16 protein-coding genes and 1 other annotated feature are annotated in these 21,438 nt (G+C 34.4%); of the genes, 11 read left to right on the forward strand and 5 right to left on the reverse strand.

Annotated features, from left to right (window positions below):
* The first annotated feature begins 1,132 nt into the window (after positions 1-1,132).
* The 6 genes from BCR24_RS08690 to BCR24_RS08715 all read left to right on the forward strand — a co-directional run bounded on the left by BCR24_RS08690 (position 1,133) and on the right by BCR24_RS08715 (position 8,314).
* Entirely contained in the window at positions 1,133-1,951 is an 819-nt protein-coding gene (locus BCR24_RS08690; protein WP_069640160.1) for a helix-turn-helix domain-containing protein, read from the forward strand.
* Positions 1,952-1,986: 35 nt separating this feature from the next.
* A complete protein-coding gene (locus tag BCR24_RS08695; RefSeq protein ID WP_069640161.1) occupies positions 1,987-2,784 on the forward strand; it encodes a hypothetical protein in 798 nt (265 codons plus the stop codon).
* A gap of 18 nt (positions 2,785-2,802) precedes the next feature.
* The gene (locus tag BCR24_RS08700) at positions 2,803-3,933 is read left to right on the forward strand and encodes a hypothetical protein (RefSeq protein ID WP_069640162.1); all 1,131 of its coding nucleotides are present in this window, start codon (positions 2,803-2,805) and stop codon (positions 3,931-3,933) included.
* 328 nt (positions 3,934-4,261) lie between these two features.
* Entirely contained in the window at positions 4,262-5,461 is a 1,200-nt protein-coding gene (locus BCR24_RS08705; protein ID WP_069640163.1) for a WxLIP family cell surface protein, read from the forward strand.
* 145 nt (positions 5,462-5,606) lie between these two features.
* Positions 5,607-6,830, forward strand: coding sequence for a hypothetical protein (locus BCR24_RS08710; protein WP_069640164.1), 1,224 nt, complete (start codon positions 5,607-5,609; stop codon positions 6,828-6,830).
* Positions 6,831-7,210: 380 nt separating this feature from the next.
* A complete protein-coding gene (locus tag BCR24_RS08715) occupies positions 7,211-8,314 on the forward strand; it encodes a tyrosine-type recombinase/integrase (protein WP_069640165.1) in 1,104 nt (367 codons plus the stop codon).
* Positions 8,315-8,382: 68 nt separating this feature from the next.
* Here the strand turns inward: BCR24_RS08715 and BCR24_RS08720 are convergent, their stop codons facing one another.
* The gene (locus tag BCR24_RS08720) at positions 8,383-9,900 is read right to left on the reverse strand and encodes an AcpB/EbpR/MafR family transcriptional regulator (protein WP_069640166.1); all 1,518 of its coding nucleotides are present in this window, start codon (positions 9,898-9,900) and stop codon (positions 8,383-8,385) included.
* A gap of 372 nt (positions 9,901-10,272) precedes the next feature.
* Here BCR24_RS08720 and BCR24_RS08725 point away from each other — a divergent pair, with 372 nt between their 5' ends.
* From BCR24_RS08725 to guaB, 5 genes are all read left to right on the forward strand, one after another.
* The gene (locus BCR24_RS08725) at positions 10,273-10,470 is read left to right on the forward strand and encodes a DUF951 domain-containing protein (RefSeq protein ID WP_025870734.1); all 198 of its coding nucleotides are present in this window, start codon (positions 10,273-10,275) and stop codon (positions 10,468-10,470) included.
* 3 nt (positions 10,471-10,473) lie between these two features.
* Positions 10,474-11,574, forward strand: coding sequence for a redox-regulated ATPase YchF (gene ychF, locus BCR24_RS08730; RefSeq protein ID WP_069640167.1), 1,101 nt, complete (start codon positions 10,474-10,476; stop codon positions 11,572-11,574).
* Positions 11,575-11,676: 102 nt separating this feature from the next.
* A complete protein-coding gene (locus tag BCR24_RS08735; protein ID WP_069640168.1) occupies positions 11,677-12,360 on the forward strand; it encodes a DUF1129 domain-containing protein in 684 nt (227 codons plus the stop codon).
* Between the two features lie 203 nt (positions 12,361-12,563).
* Positions 12,564-14,240 (forward strand): 6-pyruvoyl-tetrahydropterin synthase-related protein, encoded by a 1,677-nt coding sequence (locus BCR24_RS08740; protein WP_069640169.1) that lies wholly within the window; start codon positions 12,564-12,566, stop codon positions 14,238-14,240.
* Between the two features lie 158 nt (positions 14,241-14,398).
* Complete coding sequence (guaB, locus tag BCR24_RS08745) at positions 14,399-15,883, forward strand: IMP dehydrogenase (protein ID WP_069640170.1); 1,485 nt, start codon at positions 14,399-14,401, stop codon at positions 15,881-15,883.
* Positions 15,884-15,936: 53 nt separating this feature from the next.
* On the opposite strand, the gene BCR24_RS08750 is transcribed toward guaB, so the two are convergent.
* The 4 genes from BCR24_RS08750 to croR form a co-directional block, all read right to left on the reverse strand.
* Positions 15,937-17,430, reverse strand: a complete 1,494-nt coding sequence (locus BCR24_RS08750; RefSeq protein WP_069640171.1) for a polysaccharide deacetylase family protein — start codon at positions 17,428-17,430, stop codon at positions 15,937-15,939.
* 109 nt (positions 17,431-17,539) lie between these two features.
* Positions 17,540-18,811, reverse strand: a complete 1,272-nt coding sequence (gene serS, locus BCR24_RS08755; protein WP_069640172.1) for a serine--tRNA ligase — start codon at positions 18,809-18,811, stop codon at positions 17,540-17,542.
* A gap of 274 nt (positions 18,812-19,085) precedes the next feature.
* Positions 19,086-19,294, reverse strand: a binding site (T-box leader).
* A gap of 43 nt (positions 19,295-19,337) precedes the next feature.
* Positions 19,338-20,489: a sensor histidine kinase CroS gene (croS, locus tag BCR24_RS08760; RefSeq protein ID WP_069640173.1), complete on the reverse strand. Its 1,152-nt coding sequence runs from the start codon at positions 20,487-20,489 to the stop codon at positions 19,338-19,340.
* A complete protein-coding gene (gene croR / locus BCR24_RS08765; protein WP_083244363.1) occupies positions 20,479-21,168 on the reverse strand; it encodes a response regulator transcription factor CroR in 690 nt (229 codons plus the stop codon). The genes croS and croR overlap by 11 nt, the downstream gene beginning before the upstream one ends.
* Positions 21,169-21,438 lie beyond the last annotated feature (270 nt).

A 21,438-nucleotide genomic window follows, 5' to 3' on the forward strand; every position in this document is an offset into this window, starting at 1 on the left:
CTGGAATACCGTATCGGCGAGCTAGAGCCACATACCCACCTTCTCCCCTCTGATACGCTTCAACTACTGATTTTTTAAAGTCATAATCATATTTAGCCACTATAAAAAGCCCCCTAAGTTAGATTTTCTGGTCTAACTTAGGGGGCTCACTTCAGAAACTTGTTCTGCACTCTTTTTGATTACCGTGAGCGATTGAAAGATAACCAGTATTAACTAGGCTTTAATGACAATGCAAGAGCTTGGTTTGTACGGAAATGACTAATTTTAGATATAAATATCTATAAAAATTACTATATGCCAAAATAAATATAATTTTTCTTGTTTTTATATAAAATAAGAAAAATTTATAATTGTTTAAATTAAACCATATTAAATTATAAGAATCTAGTTTAATAGGTGCTTAAGTTAAATACTTATAATATGAGTATACAATACATAATTTGTGCATGTCAATGAGGAATAAAAAAATAACAATATATTTAATTTATATATATTATGATCGTGACAACAGAGTAAATCATACGCTTAACCTCAAAACGTTGATAAACAGCTACCTGATTATACAGCGCTACGATAAATTATATTTAATTTTCGTAGGTTATTAATAAATATAGGTGCTAAATGAATTTACTTAGTTCTATACGCCGTCAAATAGACCGTCAAAAAATCATTAAACTTTCTACTATATTACCATAAAAATTATGACTTTCTATATTCTTCCTTTTTTTAATCTTACAAAAAAATATAGACTTACAAAGAAAATTTAAAAAAAGAAAACTTAGTCTATTTGTATTTTGGAAGTAATGGGCAATTAATATTCATCTTTTTATTTTATATAAACATTTTTAATTCGTTTAATTTACTAAAATAATTATTTTTTAAAGTATTATTTTACAACTATTCAATCATTAAACCGTCATATAGCCGTCATTAATGAAGTATAAATGTCCATATAACTAAACATCTAATATGTTTTTTCTTATTTTATATAAGAATAGGAAATTCTCGTTAGCTAAGTTTTATGTATTCTGCAGCTTAAAGCATGTATTACATTTATCTATCTAGAGAATTTTATCAAACGTAAATGGTTGGAATTTACTATATATAAAAATTAAGAGGAGGATTTTCCATTATGAGGAAAAAAATAATTATATTGACTGACACACTAAGTGCAAATGGACTGTTGCAAAATAGTTTATTGAATATGGATTACGAAATTATGGTTTCAAAAGATATATTGACTCAGCCAAAAGATAAAGAGTTCTACTTTCTGCAAAATTTTGATCTCATTATTTATCAACAGTCAATGTACAGTGGCTTAAAAGAATCGTTTTTAGATAATTTAGCGTTGTTGAACAAACCAATTGTGGTTTTAACTTTTGAATCAGAACAGATTAACAAGTCTAAGTATCTCAATAATACTAATGTGAGCTTCGTTCGCTATCCAATATCGGTCACTGATTTAGCAAGTAAATTGGCTTCTATTTTTGAGGAGGTTGCGGGTCAAGCAAGTAAAAATAGTCAAGGAAGGGCAGTAGACGCTTCTATTGACAATACTCAAAATGCGTCATCTTTTTCAAATGTAGTGAAAGTAAAAAAACAATATTCTTTCCAATTGAAAGATCGTACCTTGATTATAGACAATTGGTTGATTCCATTGACTAAAAAGGAACATCAAGTATTAGAACATTTTATAGAATCAGATCAGAGAGTCTTTTCAAGTCAGTCCTTGTGTGAAGCCATTTGGACAAATGCTAAACAAAAAAATAAACAAGCGCTGTTAAGTAATTTGATTAATCGAATCAAACAAAAAATAATGGAAAAAACGTCGATTTTTGAACCCTTTATTCTAAATAAAAAAGGTATTGGCTATTACTTGAATCAAGAATTTGTGGCATTAGATGAACAAAATAATGAAAAAATAAGAGAACTGCTGGTAGGCAGTGTTTAACCCAAAAGGATTAAGTAAGAAGGGAAGCGGGAGATTTGGCTATATTTAACAAAAAAAGCAAAAAAAAAAAGAACCATGATGATGATTACGAGGAATATTACGATGAATATGACGAATACGATGAGTATGATGATTATGAGGAATATTCTGATGATGAATTTGAAGAGGAAACTTATGAGCCTCCGAAAAAAAGTCGGCCAGAAACTTCAAATAAAAGAGAGCGTTTGGACAATACTATGAGAAAACAAGAACAAGAAGCTCAACAAGAACAAGTTGCTGTAATTGAACATTTAAAAAATGAAAACCAGCAATTTCAAAAGGAAATGCAACGTCAACGAACCATGGCGGAACGATTAAAGGCGGAAGTTGAAAACAAACAGCAAGAGATTGATCAGCTAACCATGCGTTTGACAAGTTCTTCTAAGTCTAAAGAAACAATTATCGCACTTGAAGAACAAGTGAAGCAAGCAGAAAATCTAAGGATTCAATTAGATGAACAACTATTAGATGAACGAAATAAATGCATTGAGACGGAAAAACAATTGCGTCAACAAGATTTAATGAAAAATCAAATCGCAGAAGTTTTGATGGAAGCAAAAGAAAAGGCACAACAAATTATTGAACGTGCCACCATTGAAGCTGATCGAACAGTAGAAGCTGCTAGGCATGAAACCAAAAAGGCTGTTTCAGAAGCCTCAATCGAGTTGAAAATGATCAATCAGGAAGCGGCAAATTATCATACACGGATATTACGATTGCAAAGTGAAACAAGCGTACTGATGGAAGAATTGTTAAGCAAATCTAGTCGACTAGCTGATCAATCACTAGAGTAAGGGAAAGGGGAACAAGAAGTGGTTTATCAAAATATTATGGTCGATATCTATCAAGCCGCTTCTCCAGCAGTGGGCGAGCGCCTTTTTGATGATGATATGTTGCGGGATATTTATTATATTTGTGAAGAGATTTTTCAAACAAAGAATAAAAGAATCCCTTATCCTCAAAAAGAAGTTGAAGAATATTTTGAAGAATTTCACACCATAATTTCTTTTTTTAAACATGTAGAGATTACTTTAGATTTTGTCGATCTTGATTGGTCTGCTTTATTAGATGAGCTGATCCATACATTCCCTCAGATTGCGTGGATCGGCGGTTCTAAGGAAAAAGAAGACAATCGAGTGGTTTACTATATCGACTTTGTCCCGATTGCCTATAGAGAGAGCGGATTTCCTTTTATGGTCAATTTGCTACAATCTTTAAAGCAACAATTATACGATAATAAAGAAGATATAGATGTGCTGGAAGCATTTGCCTATGAGATTGAAAGACTCGTAGCAAAATTTATCAAACCTTTTAAGACCGTTAGTTCTGAATCTACAGAAAAAATAGAAGTTGTAGAATACGGTGAGGGTGATGCAACTTATTTACTGAAGTTAGAAGAATCCATTAGTAGAGAAAAATATGCAAAAGAAAGAATGCGGCTTGCAAATAAGAAACTGGAAGTTGTCATCGATCAAATGGAGCGACAAAATCTATCCAGAGCAATGAAAGAATTAAGTAAATCAACTAGTGATGAAAATGAAAATTGGGATCAAATTTTAAGAGTTGATTTGAGAGAATATTCTCAATTACTACAAAAGGCTAAATTTCTAGAGCAGTCTTGGATGATGAATAAAGAACTGGTTACAAAGTCCGAAAAAATGACGATTTCAGATAATCAACTAACTTATGAAAGAGAACAAGTAAGAAGTTTTAAGGACTCAGTTTCTACAAATGAAATTTACTTGATTTTAGATGAGTGTAAGTTAATTGAGTCAAGAGTCAAAATTAAAAAAAAATCTTGGTTCCGTCAGCCTCATGTTCGGATCATGAAAATGGATTATGACAGTATATTGAATAAAGCTGCTTATTTTGATTTGATACAAGGTGAAAATTATTTGCTTGAACAAATAGTATTGAGCGAGGAGTCTATTGTTAACGATTAAAAGAATCATTTACGAGAATCTTTATGATTTAACGTAAGGAGATGAAGAGGATTGGGAATAGTCGGCTTTTCCCATCCAATCTTACATAGTTTATTGAAGTATCGACTCTTTTTTAAACAATATTGAAAAATAAACATCATCATATAACAGGTCAATCAATGAAAATACTACCCGCCAGTAAAGTAAAAGAAGATCGGTTGACATAAATAAAAAAGAACTAATTACTTGGAAATAGTACTTCTATCTATGGTCATTTGATATATAGAACTGCTAGACTTGATTCTTTTTTAATACATAAGATTTTACTATGCAGGGAGTTTAAAATGTAATGATTAATAAACGAAAAACACTTCATTTGGTGATTTTAGTGATAGTATTTTTTATTCTATCGCTGTCATTTATGTTTATTGGAACTGAAATTGGCTTAGCTGTTTCGGTAAAACCGATTTTACCAGAAAATCAGCATGATCCAGAAGTAACTTATTATGACCTTAGAATGAATCCTGGTCAGGAACAAGCATTGCAATTAGAATTGACCAATACGTCAAATAGACAACAAAAAGTTACCATGCAAATCAATGATGCTACAACTAATGAAATTGGGGATATAGATTATTCTGACCGTTCCAAAATCGTTTCAAGAGATAAGAGTTTGGAGACTTCGCTAAAAGATATTGCAACTGTTGAATCAGAATTGACAATTCCTGCAAACAAGTCGATGACAGCAACAGTACATTTAAAGATGCCCAAACAACGGTTTGACGGAATGATTCTAGGTGGAATCAAGGTTGTTTCAGCAGAAAAATCAATTGAACCAAGAGAGGCTGTTCCCGAAGAAAAAAAAACATATATTGTCGCTGTGAAGCTAACGGAAACGGATGTTCCTGTTGTCGCAAAATTAAACTTATTAGGTGTCGTTTCAGAAACTAATTTAGGTAAAAAGGCTATAAAAGCAACTATTCAAAATGATCAAGCCATAAATGTAGAAGATATTGAATATATAGCAAAGATTTATAAAAAAAACTCAGATAAAATTATCCATCAGGCTAAAGTAACGGGTTATCGAATGGCTCCTAATTCAAGTTTTACTTTTCATATCGCTGAGGAAAAGCAAGTATTTCAAGATGGAACATATCAAATTCATCTGACGGCTAAATCTAAAGCAACGAATCAGGAGTGGGAATGGGATAAGGAATTTAAAATTACAAAGAATGAAGAAAAAAAGACAACGAATACAGCTATAGGTTCGGATAAAAGTAACCTAATGCTGTACATCACTATTTGTGTTATGACACTTAGTGCATTGCTAATATTTTTACTAGTACTGTTGATTTCAAGGAAACGCAAAGAAAAACGCTACGTAGAGGCTCTATACCAAAAAAAGAAAAAAAGAGGACGCACCAATAAAGCTAGTCAACAGGTTCAGAGACCAAGAAATAATAAACTAGTTAGTACTAGGAAAAAACGTCCTATAAGTTCTGAAAAGCCGAGAAGGCCTAAAAAAACAATCAAAATAGATTCAGACTAAAAGATCTACTGAAAAAGAGAAAAGCTAGGTGAAATCTGTTGTTATTGTTTTAGATAACAGAATTGATTATCAGAAAATTATGGATCAATGGTTTTGAATCATGAAAAAAGGATTTTTAGTATAGCGATTTTAGGAGTTGGTGGATATGAACGAAGCTGAGGAAAATACCTCAAAATTAGGAAGAAGAATAATCAAAAAATATATTCTCCATCAAAAAGTTAACCCTAAACTTTTAGGAGTCGAACTTTTGAATAAGCATTTAGATACGCCACACGAAGCATATTTATCGTGTAAATTGATTTTTAAAAAAGATATTCGCTCATTAACAGAACTTGAGCAAATAACAAAAAAAATTTATGAAACTTGGACAAAAAAGAACAACCAGTTACTTATAAAGAAAATCAATGTATACACATCGACTGCCTATATCGTATTAACGTTTACTATAGGTTTTTATGAGGAAGCTCATGTAAAACAATTAAGGGAGTTAAAAGAGTGCGCCAAAGAACTTATTGAAACATATGACAACTTAGTCAAACAGGAAAAAGAAGCGGAGTATAACAAGAAAGAAACAGAACTTTATAGCGCTTTAGAAAAATTTGGACAATTAACGAAAAAGATGGAAGCGTTAGAAGACAAACTGATAAAAAATGAATCCATCGTTATGGATTCTGGTGAGTTATTGAAAACGGAACTTACAAAGGTAAGTCAAACAATAAAAGAACAACTACACCAAGTAGACTCTAGTACAGAGAATGCCCCAAATAATGCTAAAAAGAACAAACGAGTTAAAGAAATAACCCCTAAGGTTGTAGAAGCACCTTTCAAGAAAAAAGCGGTGAAGAAAGAGAACACACAAGTACGTAAATATATGCTCGATCGTTCTAAGCAATCGTCAGAAGCTTTAGAAATCCAGCGTTGGGTATCAACTCAACAATTAAAAAAGAGCACAAAGAGAGAAAAAACAACAAAAAAAGAAGGATTAAAAAAAGCAGTTACAAAACTTGAGATGGATGTTTTAAAATGTTTCACAGAAGGTGAAGAGGGAAGTAAGAAACACATGGTACCGAAAAAAAAGTTTTTAACTTTAAAAGCAAAAGTAGAATTTATTGATTATTTATGGATGTTGTTGGAACTAGAAGGGAAAGAAGAAATTATTATTGCGGATAAACTGAGTTGTCGGAAGCTGATTGAAGAGTTAGGTCAGTTTATGGAAAGTGTAGAAAAGGTGGCTACAGGTCCGACAATATTTAGTTATTGGGTGTATTGTTCGCAAGAGATGTTGGTCAAACTAGAAGGATATGCTGTACTAAAAGATTTTTTAAGTAACGCTTTAAAGTTTAATACAAATACAATGCTTAATGAATAATTGATCTGCAGGAAAGGGTGGTATACAAGAAACTAGAACGGTTTCAGATGTATGGGCTCTCTTTCTTTTTCAGCATAATATTATCTAAATAGTAAGTGTACAACAAAAACATGACCTTAAACTTCCAAAAATTCCTTTTTTTTCCGAAATTTTTGAAACTGAGTAAAAAAAAATATAATGCATACTTAGTTAAGAAAATTGAACGTATTGTAAAGTCTTGATTGGACTTATTTGGGAGTAAACGAGAAAAGAAATCCACTGCATCGATTTTAAATAAACAGTTTTTGGGTTTGTAAAAATAACATATAACAATTTAGAAATTTGTAAGGATTGTTGATTCTTAAAGCATTAAAAATTAAATTTTAGAAAGGATCTTTGTTATGGCAAGAAGAGGGGAAAATATTTATAAAAGAAAAGATGGGCGTTGGGAAGGCAGATACATAAAAGGCAGACAGCAAAATGGGAAAATTCATTATGGCTATATTTATGGCTATAAATATTCAGAAGTAAAGCATCAACTTATCTTAAAAAAATACGAGAAACAGACAAACCATAGTAAAAATCTGCTTCCTTATGAAGGGCAATTACTAGATTGGTCGAATTATTGGTTAGAGACATTCGTTCGTCCAACCGTAAAAAGTAGTACATACGCGAGCTATAAAAATAAAATGAACGTCCACGTATTATCAAGAATTGGATCAATTAAATTACAAAAACTAACGCAGGCGGATATTGATTCTATGCTTAAAAAGATGGATAAAACACTAAAAGCAAGCTCAATTAGATCAATCGTCTCTGTGTTGAAAAACTGTCTAAGTAAAGCAGTCTCGTTAAAATTATTAATAGAAAATCCATGCCTAGGTTTAGAGCTTCCAAAAATAAGAAGAAAAACAGTTCAAGCATTATCTATTAAAGATCAAGCAAAGTTAGTCCAAGAAATCAATACGAGCCAAAAGTTTTTTTCGATTATGCTTGCATTGCAAACTGGACTTCGAATCGGAGAGATTTGTGGGTTAAAATGGGAAGATATCGATTTTGAAAATAACACATTGGGTGTTAATCGAACAGTGCTTAGAATCCAGATAGAAGATACATCTGGAAGAAAGACGGAAATCGTAGAAGTAACGCCTAAAAGCACTAATTCTCAACGAAAAATTCCTATTAGTAAGTCTTTAAGGAAAAAATTATTGGAACTTAAAGCGATATCAAAGAGTGATTATGTCATTTCAAATAAGCATAAGGCTCTTGAGCCGCGCACGATTGCGTATCGCTTTCAAATTATTCGGAAAAAAATTGGTTTGGAAAATTTTTCTTTCCATTCTTTAAGGCATACGTTTGCTACACGGTGCTTGGAGGCTGGAGGAAACATTGCAACAATCAGTTCTCTATTAGGACATTCATCAACAAAAATGACACTAGATTGTTATACGAATTCATTTTTTTCAGAAGAACGACAGCTTGTAGAAAAATTAGAATTTGTTTAATGCTCTATGGAGATAGCTAAAATAGATACTGCTTTGTGTTTCATAATAGACAGAGCAGTATCAAAATATCAGGATTTTGTAGAAGAGTAAAAAATCGTATAAAGTAGCTGATCCAGATCAGTGATGTCCTTTTTTTCGTTGTAATTGGTCAAGATAAAAAAATACTTTCCTTGTTTTCTTAAATAGGAACAATCTACATTGCTAATGATCAAATCATAAAATTTATTGTCTACTAAAGGTTCTGCTTGTGCCAAAGCGGTCAATTCTATATATTGGATCCACCAGTCCGTAATTTTTTTTTTATAGAGTAAATCACCTTCAAGAAATATTCCGACAGAAATTTTAGGTTTGATACATTCTTCATAGAAACTTATGGCATGAGCATACTTAGTAATAAGGACAGTATCACGGGTCTCATCTACAAAAATTACTGGATAGGTTTCCTTTAAATAATCAATAAAACGATAGACAGTCATAGAATGTCTAGATTGTGCCCACTTGGTATCATTCAATTCCCAATAGTAATCAATATGACCTTTGAATATCAAGTGATGATAACCAGTAGAAGTTAGATAATAATGAAGAATTGAGCTGTGCGTATGATTTAAGCAAGTATCGGGGTAAATTTCTTTCATAAATTTTAAAAATTCTTGATTTAAGGTTCTGATAAAAAAATTACTGTATCTTTCGATCAGGTCAAGTTCCTTTAGACAATGAGCATTAGCAGGGATGATTTCTTCACCAAGCATGAAGAGCAATAGTAATATAGTTTCACTAGGAAGCATTTTAAAGGAGTAGTAGACTAAAAATAATCCTAATACTTGATCGATTCTTTTAAATAAGTGAGTCTTTCTTAAGGCCTCTATAAATCTTTTTTGACTATTGATAGCTGTCTTATTACTGAAAAAAAAATCTTGCTTGTTATAATCCTGTATTATTTTTTGTGCATTTCTTCTTTTTAATAAACTTAAGTAAATAATCAACTTTTTTCGTGCTAAAAACGAAATCGGTGTGCCTAAAATCTGTTGAATACTATTGACTGTTTCATAGATTCGAGGATCAATATTGGGAACTTTCAACTGATGTTTAGGATCCGTAACTAAGTAAAGAGAGGTGAAAAAAAACCGAATCTGTAACTCAGAACCTAACAAATATCCATTTTGGATAGATAAATCAAATTCAGCTAATAAATTGTTCAATTCATTGAGTTTTCTAAAATAGGTTGAGTAACTGATGCCAATTTTTTCACATAAACGGCTAGTATCAATGGTTCCATATAGTAATAACTCTTCCAATATTCTATACATCGGTGCATGGATAATCATTTCATTGTATAAAGTGTGGAGAGAGTAATCTGGTTTTGTTTGAAATGTAATAGTTTGTTTGTTTACTTCAATGGAAAAGCATCCATTTGATTTTTTTGCGAGGGTGGCTAATCCTTCAATCAGTTTTGAAAGAAAATAATCACCAATATTTAAATGAGCCAAAAGCTCCTTTTTTGTTGCAGTACCACCAACATTGCTCAAATAGATCAATAAGTCAATTTGATAAACTTCCACTTTTTCTAGTAAGTCAAATTTTCTCATAGTAAAACTCCTTTAAATGCCAGTATGAGGTAAAGGGAAAGTACGGCTTTACAGTGTTACATGAATAAGAAATCACAAAAAAAGCCTTTACTATCAAGGACAAACCCCTTTTCGCTCTATCTCTGTCCGCAATGACAATGACCTCATTATCCAACATAAATACGGTAAACACAATCTAAATTAAAAGGGTTTATTTTTGTTTTTTTGAGGAATAATACTATTTATTTCTTGTAGACAATTATTAAATACATAAAAAAGGTGAATCAATAAAATAGCTTTGCTTGATTGCCCAAAAAATGGTATTGTATCTTTGTATGTTTATGTCTGATTTTCTGACTATTAACGACTATTTTTAGAAGGGATATGTCTGTTATGTATGATCTTGGTGATATTGTAGAAATGAAAAAGCCCCATGCCTGTCAGGCAAATCGTTGGGAAATTATCCGAATGGGTGCTGATATTAAAATAAAATGTACCAACTGCGGTCATATCGTGATGATGACACGCCGAGACTTTGAAAAAAAGATGAAAAAAATTTTAGAAAAAAAACTAATAAAGGATAGTGAATGATCGATGGCATTAACAGCTGGAATCGTAGGTTTACCTAACGTAGGGAAATCTACCCTTTTTAACGCAATTACAAAAGCAGGAGCGGAGGCAGCAAACTATCCGTTTGCAACAATTGATCCAAATGTGGGAATGGTTGAAGTACCAGATGAGCGCTTGCTGCGTTTGACAGAGTTAGTGAAACCTAAAAAAACAGTACCAACTACTTTTGAGTTTACAGATATCGCTGGGATCGTAAAAGGTGCCAGTAAAGGTGAAGGTTTAGGAAACCAATTTTTAAGTCATATTCGACAAGTAGATGCGATTTGTCATGTGGTACGTTGTTTTGACGATGATAATATTACTCATGTTGAAGGACGTGTAGATCCCTTAGCAGATATTGACACCATTAACTTGGAATTAGTATTGGCTGACTTGGATTCGATTACAAAACGTTATACACGCGTGGCTAAAATAGCTAAAACAAAAGACAAAGATGCGGTGGCAGAACTTGCTGTCTTAGATAAACTTAAGCCTGTTTTAGAAGAAGGCTTATCAGCAAGAACGATCGAATTTACTGAGGATGAACAAAAGATCGTGAAGAGTTTATTTTTACTAACAGCGAAACCTATTTTATACGTAGCAAATGTATCCGAAGATGAGGTGGCAGATTCAGATAATAATCCGTATGTTCAGCAGGTTCGAACATTTGCAGCAAATGAGCAGGCAGAAGTGATTGTTGTTTGCGCCCGTGCAGAAGAAGAAATCGCTGAATTAGATGATGAAGATAAAGCTGACTTTTTAGAAGCCTTAGGCATTGAAGAGTCTGGTTTAGATCAATTAATTCGTGCAGCCTATGATTTGTTAGGGTTAGCAACATACTTTACTGCTGGTGAGCAAGAAGTACGTGCATGGACTTTCCGTAAAGGAATCAAAGCTCCTCAAGCGGCCGGAATCATCCATACTGATTTTGAACGCGGATTTATTCGTGCAGAGACAGTTTCATTTGATGATTTAAATACGTATGGCAACATGCAGGCAGCAAAAGAAGCAGGTAAAGTTCGTTTAGAAGGCAAAGAATATATTGTGCAAGATGGCGATGTTATGCTTTTCCGCTTTAACGTATAGTAAAAAAATTGCTAAAAACTGTTTTTCTCCCTAAAAAATATGTTAGAATACTTTTTAGGTAAAGACTGCCCCGTTGGCCACGGGCGAGGAGGACGCAAAATAATGGAATCAGAAGCACTTCGTGATATTGTTTCAGAAAATCGTGAACTTGAACAAAAATTAACAAAGAGAAATGAACAATACATCTTTGACTTAAAAAAATCGTTAGTTGCTGCTAATCTTTCAGAAGAAGCACGGACACTTGCTTTACATGAAATTCTACCTCATCTAGTAGAAGGTCAAAAAAGCGGAAAAACTGCACGTCAGCTTTTCGGAACGGTGGCTGAATGTACAGAGTCTATCTTAAGTAAGCCCGAAGAACTTCCTGAATCGACCCCAGCTTTGATGTGGCTGGACAATACGTTATTACTATTTGGAGTAATGACGATTATGTTCTCAATTATGATGATGTGGTCTAAAGGAAAATCACAACCATTGGGATTATTAACCTTGGTATTGGCCTCGATGGCAGGTGGGTATGTGTTTTATCTAATGTATAAATATGTTTACCAATATGATCGTCCTGGTGTGGATAAATCGAAGCGCCCTGGTTGGTTTAAAACGGGTGCGATCTTGGTTGGAGCGATGCTTTTATGGCTTGTTGTTTTTGCGGGTTCCGCAATGCTGCCAGCGGTCATCAATCCTATTTTAGATCCAGTTATTGTGATTATCATTGGTGGAATCTCTTTAGGTGTTCGTTACTTATTAAAGAAAAAATATAATATGCGCAGCAGTTTAGCGCGTTAAAGAATACAACCAGAAGAGTCTTGGTTTAAAACTAGTGATAGTTTTGATCAAGACTCTTTTTTCTTATTGACTAAATCAAAATACCGTTAATATAAAATAATTCAAACTAAAAGGGTTCATGTTTGAAAGAACAGCCTCATCACGCTACCATAGAAACTAGGAATGAAATTTACAATTTATTTTCATTATGAAGAGGTGGAGCAATGAAAAAATGGATCAAACAACATAGTCATTTCCTGGTTTTTCTGAGTTTTTTTATATTAAGTGTATTGTCTTTATATATTGTTTATCTCCAAAATGGTCGTATCATGATTGGTGATGATTATCATTTCCATCAAAATCGGATCGAAGGCTTGGCGGAGTCTTTAAGGCATGGCATATTGCTGCCCAAAGTTAGTTACTTTTTTATTGGAGGATATGGGTATGCATCCAGCTTGTTTTATCCAGATTTTTATCTGTATTTTCCAGCAATTTTACGTATCATGGGCTTTTCACTCGCAACTAGTTTTGTCATTTTTTCGATTGGGATCAACTTTGCTACATTTAGTTTAACCTATGTATCTGGAAGGCATATGGGATTAACGAAAGTAAAAAGTTACTTATTCTCATTATTGTATACGTTATCGATTTACCGTTTACAAGATTTTTTTAATCGCCAGGCTATTGGAGAGCTGTTGGCAATGGGCTTTTTCCCCTTAGTTCTAGCAAGTTTATATCTATTGAAAAATGGAAAAGAGAAGAAGTGGCTGTTGTTGACAGTTGCTATGACAGGAATTGGTTTAGCACATTTCATTTCATTGGAAATTGTCAGCATTTTTATAGGAATGTACATTCTTTTAAATTTGAAGCACTTTTTAAAGAAAAAAGTCATTGTTGCACTATTAAAGGCTGCCGGAGTGACTATTTTATTATTGGCTTTTTATTTAGTGCCCGTTTTTGAACAAATGAGTCATGTGACATTTCAAGTAACATCCAATCCATTGACATTGATATCAGATAGAAGCTACTCTTTGAGTGAGTTAGTGGCCAACAGCTTCAAAAATAGCGTATTTCATGCGTCTTCAGCAAATATAGGCGTTATCTTGTTGTTTGGTTTAGTCATCTACACCGGGATGCTTTTTAAGGGCAATTCACCCAGTCGTGAGTTGGTAATTCTTGCTTTGCTTTTTATGTTTATGACGACAGACCTTTTTCCTTGGAAGCTTTTCGACCATACACCGCTTAATACGATTCAGTTTCCTTGGCGCTTCTTATCAATCGTGACCTTATTGCTAGCATTTCTTATTGCAAATGATGATATCGGATTATTTAAAAAATTTCCAAGTAGTCAGATAATCGTAGTTATGGTTATTTTAATTGGAGTTGGATTGTATGAAAAAGAAAGTATTGACACTGAAGGAAATCGTATCTTATCACACCATTCATACGATCAAACAAATAGTTATTATATCGGTGCGGGACATGAATATTTACCCAAAGAAGTTGATTATACTACTATTAAAAAAAATAAAAAACGAAAAGTCGTTTATGATGCTGCTGAAATAGAAGTAACAAATGTTAAAATGACCTTTGGTTCAGTGGCTTTCGATTATCGTACAAATAATACAAAGGAAACGACTGTTACTATTCCGTTTATCTACTATTATGGCTATCAAGTTAAAATAGTGAGTGAGGGTAAAGAAAAAATAATTTCAGCATCCTTAAATAAACAAAATGGTTTAGTCGATAGTCAATTATCTAAAAAAGGGCGTGTTTCTATTTCTTATCAGACAACTTTTGCTCAAAAAGTTTCTTTAAGTATCTCTGTGTTGACTCTGCTGGCTTGTATAGTATGGAAAGTTGCGCCCATGCGTTTTACTAAGTTAAAAACAAAGGAATAACTACAGTTATCCTTTGTTTTTGATAACAAAAAAATGAGAAAATACTCATGTTTTGAGAAAAGGAAAGAAAATTTCTGTAAACGGGGAAATGTGGTTGACTTACCTTTTATTATCTGTTATTTTCTTATATAAAATTAAATAGAGGAGTGGTCTAGAAAATGTCTAACTGGGAAACAAAATTCGCGAAAAAAGGTCTTACATTTGATGATGTTTTATTGATTCCAGCAGAAAGTCACGTATTGCCTAATGAAGTGGATATGAGTATCCAACTAGCAAAAAATATTAAGTTGAATATTCCTCTAATCAGTGCAAGTATGGATACTGTAACGGATAGTAAAATGGCCATCTCGATGGCTCGTCAAGGCGGCTTAGGCGTTATTCATAAAAATATGAGCATCGCACAACAAGCTGACGAAGTTCGCAAAGTAAAACGTTCTGAGAGTGGCGTGATTATTGACCCATTTTTCTTAACGCCAACAAATTTGGTAGCAGATGCTGAAAATCTAATGAGTAAATATCGTATTAGTGGCGTTCCGATTGTCGAAACGATGGAAAATCGTAAATTAGTTGGGATCATCACGAACCGTGATATGCGCTTTGTAACAGATTATCAAATGAAAATCGATGAAGTAATGACCAAGGACAACTTAGTAACAGCCCCAGTTGGCACTTCTCTAAAAGATGCTGAAAAGATTCTACAAAAACATAAAATCGAAAAATTACCAATCGTTGATGAAAATAATCGTTTAAGCGGTTTGATCACCATCAAAGATATTGAAAAAGTAATCGAATTTCCAAATGCGGCGAAAGATGAGCATGGTCGTTTGCTAGCGGCAGCAGCAGTTGGTGTGACAAGTGACACCTTTGAACGCGCGGAAGCTTTATTGGAAGCAGGAGTAGACGCAATCATTATTGATACAGCTCATGGGCATAGTGCAGGTGTGATTCGCAAAATCAAGGAAATTCGTGATACATTCCCAGATGCGACATTGATTGCAGGAAATATCGCGACAGCTGAAGGAGCTAAAGCACTTTATGATGTAGGTGTGGATGTTGTTAAAGTTGGGATCGGACCTGGTTCTATTTGTACGACTCGTGTTGTAGCAGGTGTTGGTGTTCCTCAACTGACTGCGATTTATGACGCTGCTTCTGTCGCACGTAAATATGGAAAAGCAATTATTGCTGATGGCGGGATCAAGTATTCAGGTGATATCGTAAAAGCTTTAGCTGCTGGTGGACATGCAGTTATGTTAGGAAGTATGTTGGCAGGAACAGACGAATCGCCAGGCGAATTTGAAATTTATCAAGGTCGTCGTTTCAAAACATATCGCGGAATGGGTTCACTAGGCGCAATGGAAAAAGGTTCAAGTGATCGCTATTTCCAAGGTGGCGTCAATGAAGCAAATAAATTAGTTCCTGAAGGTATTGAAGGCCGTGTTGCCTATAAAGGTAGCGTATCAGATATTGTTTTCCAACTGATTGGTGGGCTAAAATCTGGAATGGGCTATGTTGGTGCGGCAGATTTAACACAATTGCGTGAAGAAGCACAATTTATTCAAATGAGTGGGAATGGATTAAAAGAATCTCATCCTCATGATGTACAAATTACTAAAGAAGCACCTAATTACTCTGTAGAACAGTAAGAAAATGAAAGAACCTCCTACGCCAAAGAATTCTGGTATAGGAGGTTTTTTTATTATTGGACTGGTCGCTCGTCTTTTGAACCATAATACATGTGCAAAGGTTTGGCCTTTTTTCCTAACAATTCTTTGGAAGGTAGAATCTCATAGCCATCATTGCGTAAGTGGTCGATTACGGTTGATACAGCATCCACAGTTTCTGGATGAATATCATGCATCAAGATGATCGTATCATTGTAGGCCGTTTCATCGATCCGTTTAATGATTGCCTCAGCATTATGACTTTGCCAATCTTGCGAGTCTACAGACCATTGAATGATCGGCTTACCAATTATAGTAGCTACTTCTTTATTGACTGCTCCATATGGCGGTCTAAAGTCAGTTGGCAATTTTCCGATAGCGTGATAAATGGCTTTATCTGTATTTTGAACTTCTTCTGTCACTCTTTGAGCATCAACACTAGTTAATTGCGGATGTGAATAGGAATGACTAGCTACTTCGTGGCCTTCTTCTGCTACCCGTTTTACTAGTGCTTCATGTTTGACAACATTTTGCCCTAACATAAAGAAGGTAGCTGTAACGCCTTTTTCTTTTAGGATATCTAAAAGTCTAGGTGTCGTGTCAGGATTGGGACCATCATCAAAAGTGAGTGAAATGTACTTTTTGTTTGGATCCAAAGGCTCTGGTACTACATCCTTAATAGAAGCTGTATCGATAAATTGAGGATCTACATAGCCAGCAATCTCTTTATAAGGCAATGTGATTTCTGTTTTGCCAGATGAATTTTCTGCTAGAGTAAGACTGATTTTATCAGAGTAATAGGTGAAGGCCGTTTCAGCTAAAGAAATGCTTGGCATATTGAGAATGCCATCAATAATAGCATTACCGTCAGGGCTTTCTGACAGTAATTTTTGCTCGATGACCTGTTGAACAGCTAAGGCATTTGCTTCACTTATAAAAATATCCTGCAGTGTCAATGGTTGTTTTGTTTTTTGATTGACGAATGCGGGCTGTTTTCCCAGCTCAGTTTTCTCAGACCACTCGTTTTTTTCTTGATTCCATGTATAGGTATCAAGAATTGGTTGGTACCCAACCAATTGTTCATTTACTTTTATCCTCTTTATATGACCAACAAGTTTGATAGGTGTTTCTTTTGAACTCTCTTTGTGAGCTGCCTCTATCAAAGTTGTTAATTCTGAATTGATTTTTGGTAGTTGAGGAATAGCCTCAGTTGTAAGAGGTTCGTAAATCAGTGTTTGAATATTTTTATCTGTTTTTTCTTGCTCAGTACTTTCAAGTTCATCATGTTTTTGAGAGGTTCTGATCTTTTCCAGTAATGCATGTTCTTTGTGTTCGTATTGACTAATATCCTCAGCCTGACTTTCTTGTTTTGGATTATGTTGTATAGCATAAGTTGCGTAAACACCACCACAGATTAAAATGAGTGAAAGTCCAGCAATTGATGTCAGAACTATTTTTTTTGTAATATTATGTTTATTCTTTTCACGCCGACTGTTTCGAGTAATTCGTGAGTGATTTTTTTTATGCATAATGTTTGATCCTTCTAATTATAAATTTGACTGTTTTTAGTAATCCAAATGTATCATTATTGATTTATAGTTTCAACAGCCAATGAGTTAAATTAGTGATTCTTTTTATTTATTTAATTAATTTCAAATTACCCATATAAGGCACTAAAACTTCTGGAATCGTTACAGTACCATCTTCGTTTTGGTAGTTCTCTAAAATAGCAGCGACAGTCCGACCAACAGCTAAACCAGAACCATTCAAGGTATGCGCATATTGAACCTTATCGTGTTCATCGCGGTAGCGGATCATGGCACGACGTGCTTGAAAATCTTCGCAGTTTGAACAAGAGCTGATTTCACGATAGGCATTTTGAGCTGGAATCCACACTTCTAAGTCGTAAGTTTTAGCAGCAGAGAAGCCCATATCGCCAGTAGCAAGTGACATAACACGATACGGTAGATTTAATTTTTGTAAAATATCTTCCGCATTAGCAGTCATTTTTTCTAATTCTTCATAAGAATGTTCTGCATCACTGAATTTCACCATTTCTACTTTGTTAAACTGATGTAGACGAATCAGACCTCTAGTATCACGGCCAGCACTGCCAGCTTCAGAACGGAAAGATGGGCTTAGTGCTGTAAAATAGATTGGTAAATCTTTCCCATCTAAAATTTCATTATTGTAATAGTTGGTTAGAGGAACCTCCGCGGTTGGAATCAAGGTCATATCTGTTCCTTCTAGCTGGAAAACATCTTCTTTGAATTTAGGGAATTGCCCAGTTCCAAACATAGAATTGCTATTTACGATATACGGCGTCATCATTTCAGTATAGCCATGATCATAGACATGCATGTCCAGCATAAAGTTATATAATGCGCGCTCTAATCTAGCACCTAAACCTTTATAGTACACAAAACGGCTACCTGAAACTTTTGCTCCTCGCTCAAAATCAAGAATGTCCAAATTTTCTGCTACATCCCAATGGGGTTTAGGTTCAAAGGCAAAATTTCTAGGCTCACTCCAGCGACGGACTTCAACATTATCGTTTTCATCTGCTCCGACAGGCACTGAGTCATGTGGAAGATTGGGTAAGGTGGTAGAAATTTCTAGAAGTTTAGCATCGATTTCTTCGATTTCAGTATCTAGCGCCTTAATATTGCCGCCAACTTCTTTCATTTCAGTAATTTTTGCTGTAGCATCTTCTTTGTTTCGTTTTAGTTGTGCGATCTCTGCAGAGACATCATTACGGTATTTTTTTAATTCTTCTGATTTTACTAATAAGTTACGACGACTTTCATCTAATCGTAAGAATTCTACTAATATCTCTTCTTTTACACCACGGGTTTTCAACTTTGTTTGCACGTCATCAAAATTTTGACGAATCATTTTTACATCTAACATAATAACTCCTCCTTAATGTATAGGTAACAATATTTTACTGTGCTACATTTTGTGCTTTTAACCTCAAATGAAAAATTGGAAGCAATCTTTCGTTCAGCCACCATATACCAATCACTATAAGCTCATGGAAGTGTAACGAGTGGTTCATCATTAGTTGAAAAAATAGGATGTAGCACTTTTCATCACAGGCACATCTGGTTTTTCTGAGGAGGACATTCGCTTAGCTGGTTAGAATTGCAGTAAAATAAAAAGCCACTCCATCCCCAGAAAAAAATCTTGGGACGAAATGACTTGAATTTCGCGGTACCACCCAAGTTCAGCTGTACGCTGCCCTTGTTATGCAGGTAACGGCTGCAGGCCGGTTTGACTTATTTCATCAAACGCATAGTAATAGAGACGGACTTCTTTATAGTAGAATATTTGCTTTCACCACCGCAAACTCTCTTTGATTCAAGACTACAAATACTTTTTCTCTTTGCTTGTCACTAGGATACAAAACTTTCTTTTGAATGTCAACCTCAATTAATCAGTTTCGTTGTAGAGGTAAGTGGATGATGAAAGATGTCCAATGGTCATCAGAAGTAGCATAGATGTAACCGCCATGTAAGGCTATAATACTTTGGGCGATAGCCAAACCTAAACCTGTTCCGCCGGTTTCCTGTGAACGAGATTCTTCTACGCGATAAAAACGATCGAATAATTGATCTAAAGATTTTTTCGGAATCGGAGGACCATCATTTCTAACCGCTACCACCACTTCAGTGCCCACTTTCTCTACATCAATGACAATATTTTTCCCGCCTTTCCCATACTTAAGTGCGTTTGATAAAAGGTTATTGAAGACCCGTACTAGTTTTTCAGTGTCACCATCCATTTTTATGGAGGCCGGATTAGCATTCACTTGAATCGTCATAGCATTTTTGCTTGCTTCCAATTCGAAATCAGCAGCAAGTTGCTCAATCAATTGTGCCATATCAAAACTAATTGTATTAATAGGAACAGAAGGCTGACGAACCTTTGTATACTCAAATAAATCGTCAACGAGTAGTTTCATTTGTTTTGCTTTCACATAAGCTGTATGGGTATACTTCAGCAGATCTGCTTCATTATGAAACTGCCGATCTTCAATCAATCCTAAATAACCTATAATAGAAGTTAACGGTGTTCGTATATCATGACTTACATTTGTGATCAATTCATCTTTTGATTTTTCTATTTTCCGTTCGTCTTCAATTGCGGCAACAGTACTGTCTACCAGACCATTAATACTGGTTACGACTTTTGCTAAATCACCGCTTAACTCAAAAGGAATACGATGATCATAGTTACCATCGGCAATGTAATGAAGTTCACTAATAATATGACGCAACTGCATTTGACGGTAACGGCGAATCAAGCGCCAATACAAGACACCGACATCAACAATAAAAAAGATAGGGATCACAAATTTACTTAAGCTCCAAAATAAGTCTGTGTTTAGTTCTTGGGCAAAGGCGCCTTTTGTTGCCCAGATGATTCCTTGTAATGTCTGACTGCCGCTAAGAATAACTGTGATTGAGACATTTAATAGAAGCAACAGGATAATCGTGACAATTCCTTCAGCGAGTAATTCACTAATTTCCTTTGATGTTAAGGTAATTCGTTTTTGCTTTTCAATTTTCTTTTGTCTAACGAGCATCGATCTTATATCCAACTCCCCAAACTGTTTGAATGACTTTTTCTCCACCAGTTGCTTCTTCTATCTTATCCCGCAAATGACTTACATGAACCATTACTGTTTTTGCAGAAACAATACTTTCTTGTTGCCAGACGCGTTCAAAAATTTCATCAGCACTAAAAACACGATTCGGATGGCTAGCCAGTAGATATAAAATACCAAATTCTAAGGCGGTTAGCTGAATCTCCTTTCCATCAACGGTTTTTACTTCATGGGAATCCTTGTTGATGATCAATGAACCAGTTTCAAGAATATCAGGTTCATCCGCTTTAAGTTGCATTTGGCTACGTCTCAAAATAGATTTAACACGTGCCATGACTTCTAATGGATTAAAAGGTTTTGTAACGTAATCATCTGCTCCGGCTACAAGTCCCTTGATTTTATCCATATCAGTTGTTTTGGCGGTTAACATGATGATCGGGATCTGTGACTCTTTTCGTAATTCTTTAACAACTTGCATCCCATCCATGATCGGCATCATGATATCCAAAATAAGAAGGTCGATATCTGCTATTGTCCGAATCTTAGACAAAGCTTCTTTTCCATCATAAGCTTTTACTACTTCATAGCCTTCGTTGTGTATATAAATACTCAGCAGTTCTACAATTTCTTTGTCATCATCAGCAACTAAAATTTTCATATCATTCATTTCCCCCATTATATAGTAGAATTCTTCTCCTTCATTCTAACAAAAAACTGAGAAAATTGACAAAAACAAAGCGAAGTTATGGGAAATTTAGAATCTGTTACTAAAAATTAAGAAATAACATAAAAAAATAGGTTTTTCTGCTTAAAAACGAACAATAAAGAACGAAAGTAATAGAATAATCGGTAACGAAAAAAACTTTGAAAAAAATAGAAATTTTAGTTGACCTAAGCCCAGAAACTTGGTATATTATATCTTGTCGCA

The organism is Enterococcus ureilyticus, from assembly GCF_001730315.1.
Lineage (GTDB): Bacteria > Bacillota > Bacilli > Lactobacillales > Enterococcaceae > Enterococcus_L > Enterococcus_L ureilyticus.

Bases quoted from the DNA above. Each gene is read 5' to 3' on its own strand.
- BCR24_RS08690 (WP_069640160.1), top strand. From the start codon at position 1,133: ATGAGGAAAAAAATAATTATATTGACTGACACACTAAGTGCAAATGGA.
- BCR24_RS08705 (WP_069640163.1), top strand. From the start codon at position 4,262: ATGATTAATAAACGAAAAACACTTCATTTGGTGATTTTAGTGATAGTA.
- BCR24_RS08710 (WP_069640164.1), top strand. From the start codon at position 5,607: ATGAACGAAGCTGAGGAAAATACCTCAAAATTAGGAAGAAGAATAATC.
- BCR24_RS08715 (WP_069640165.1), top strand. From the start codon at position 7,211: ATGGCAAGAAGAGGGGAAAATATTTATAAAAGAAAAGATGGGCGTTGG.
- BCR24_RS08720 (WP_069640166.1), bottom strand. From the start codon at position 9,900: ATGAGAAAATTTGACTTACTAGAAAAAGTGGAAGTTTATCAAATTGAC.
- BCR24_RS08725 (WP_025870734.1), top strand. From the start codon at position 10,273: ATGTATGATCTTGGTGATATTGTAGAAATGAAAAAGCCCCATGCCTGT.
- ychF (WP_069640167.1), top strand. From the start codon at position 10,474: ATGGCATTAACAGCTGGAATCGTAGGTTTACCTAACGTAGGGAAATCT.
- BCR24_RS08735 (WP_069640168.1), top strand. From the start codon at position 11,677: ATGGAATCAGAAGCACTTCGTGATATTGTTTCAGAAAATCGTGAACTT.
- BCR24_RS08740 (WP_069640169.1), top strand. From the start codon at position 12,564: ATGAAAAAATGGATCAAACAACATAGTCATTTCCTGGTTTTTCTGAGT.
- guaB (WP_069640170.1), top strand. From the start codon at position 14,399: ATGTCTAACTGGGAAACAAAATTCGCGAAAAAAGGTCTTACATTTGAT.
- BCR24_RS08750 (WP_069640171.1), bottom strand. From the start codon at position 17,430: ATGCATAAAAAAAATCACTCACGAATTACTCGAAACAGTCGGCGTGAA.
- serS (WP_069640172.1), bottom strand. From the start codon at position 18,811: ATGTTAGATGTAAAAATGATTCGTCAAAATTTTGATGACGTGCAAACA.
- croS (WP_069640173.1), bottom strand. From the start codon at position 20,489: ATGCTCGTTAGACAAAAGAAAATTGAAAAGCAAAAACGAATTACCTTA.
- croR (WP_083244363.1), bottom strand. From the start codon at position 21,168: ATGAAAATTTTAGTTGCTGATGATGACAAAGAAATTGTAGAACTGCTG.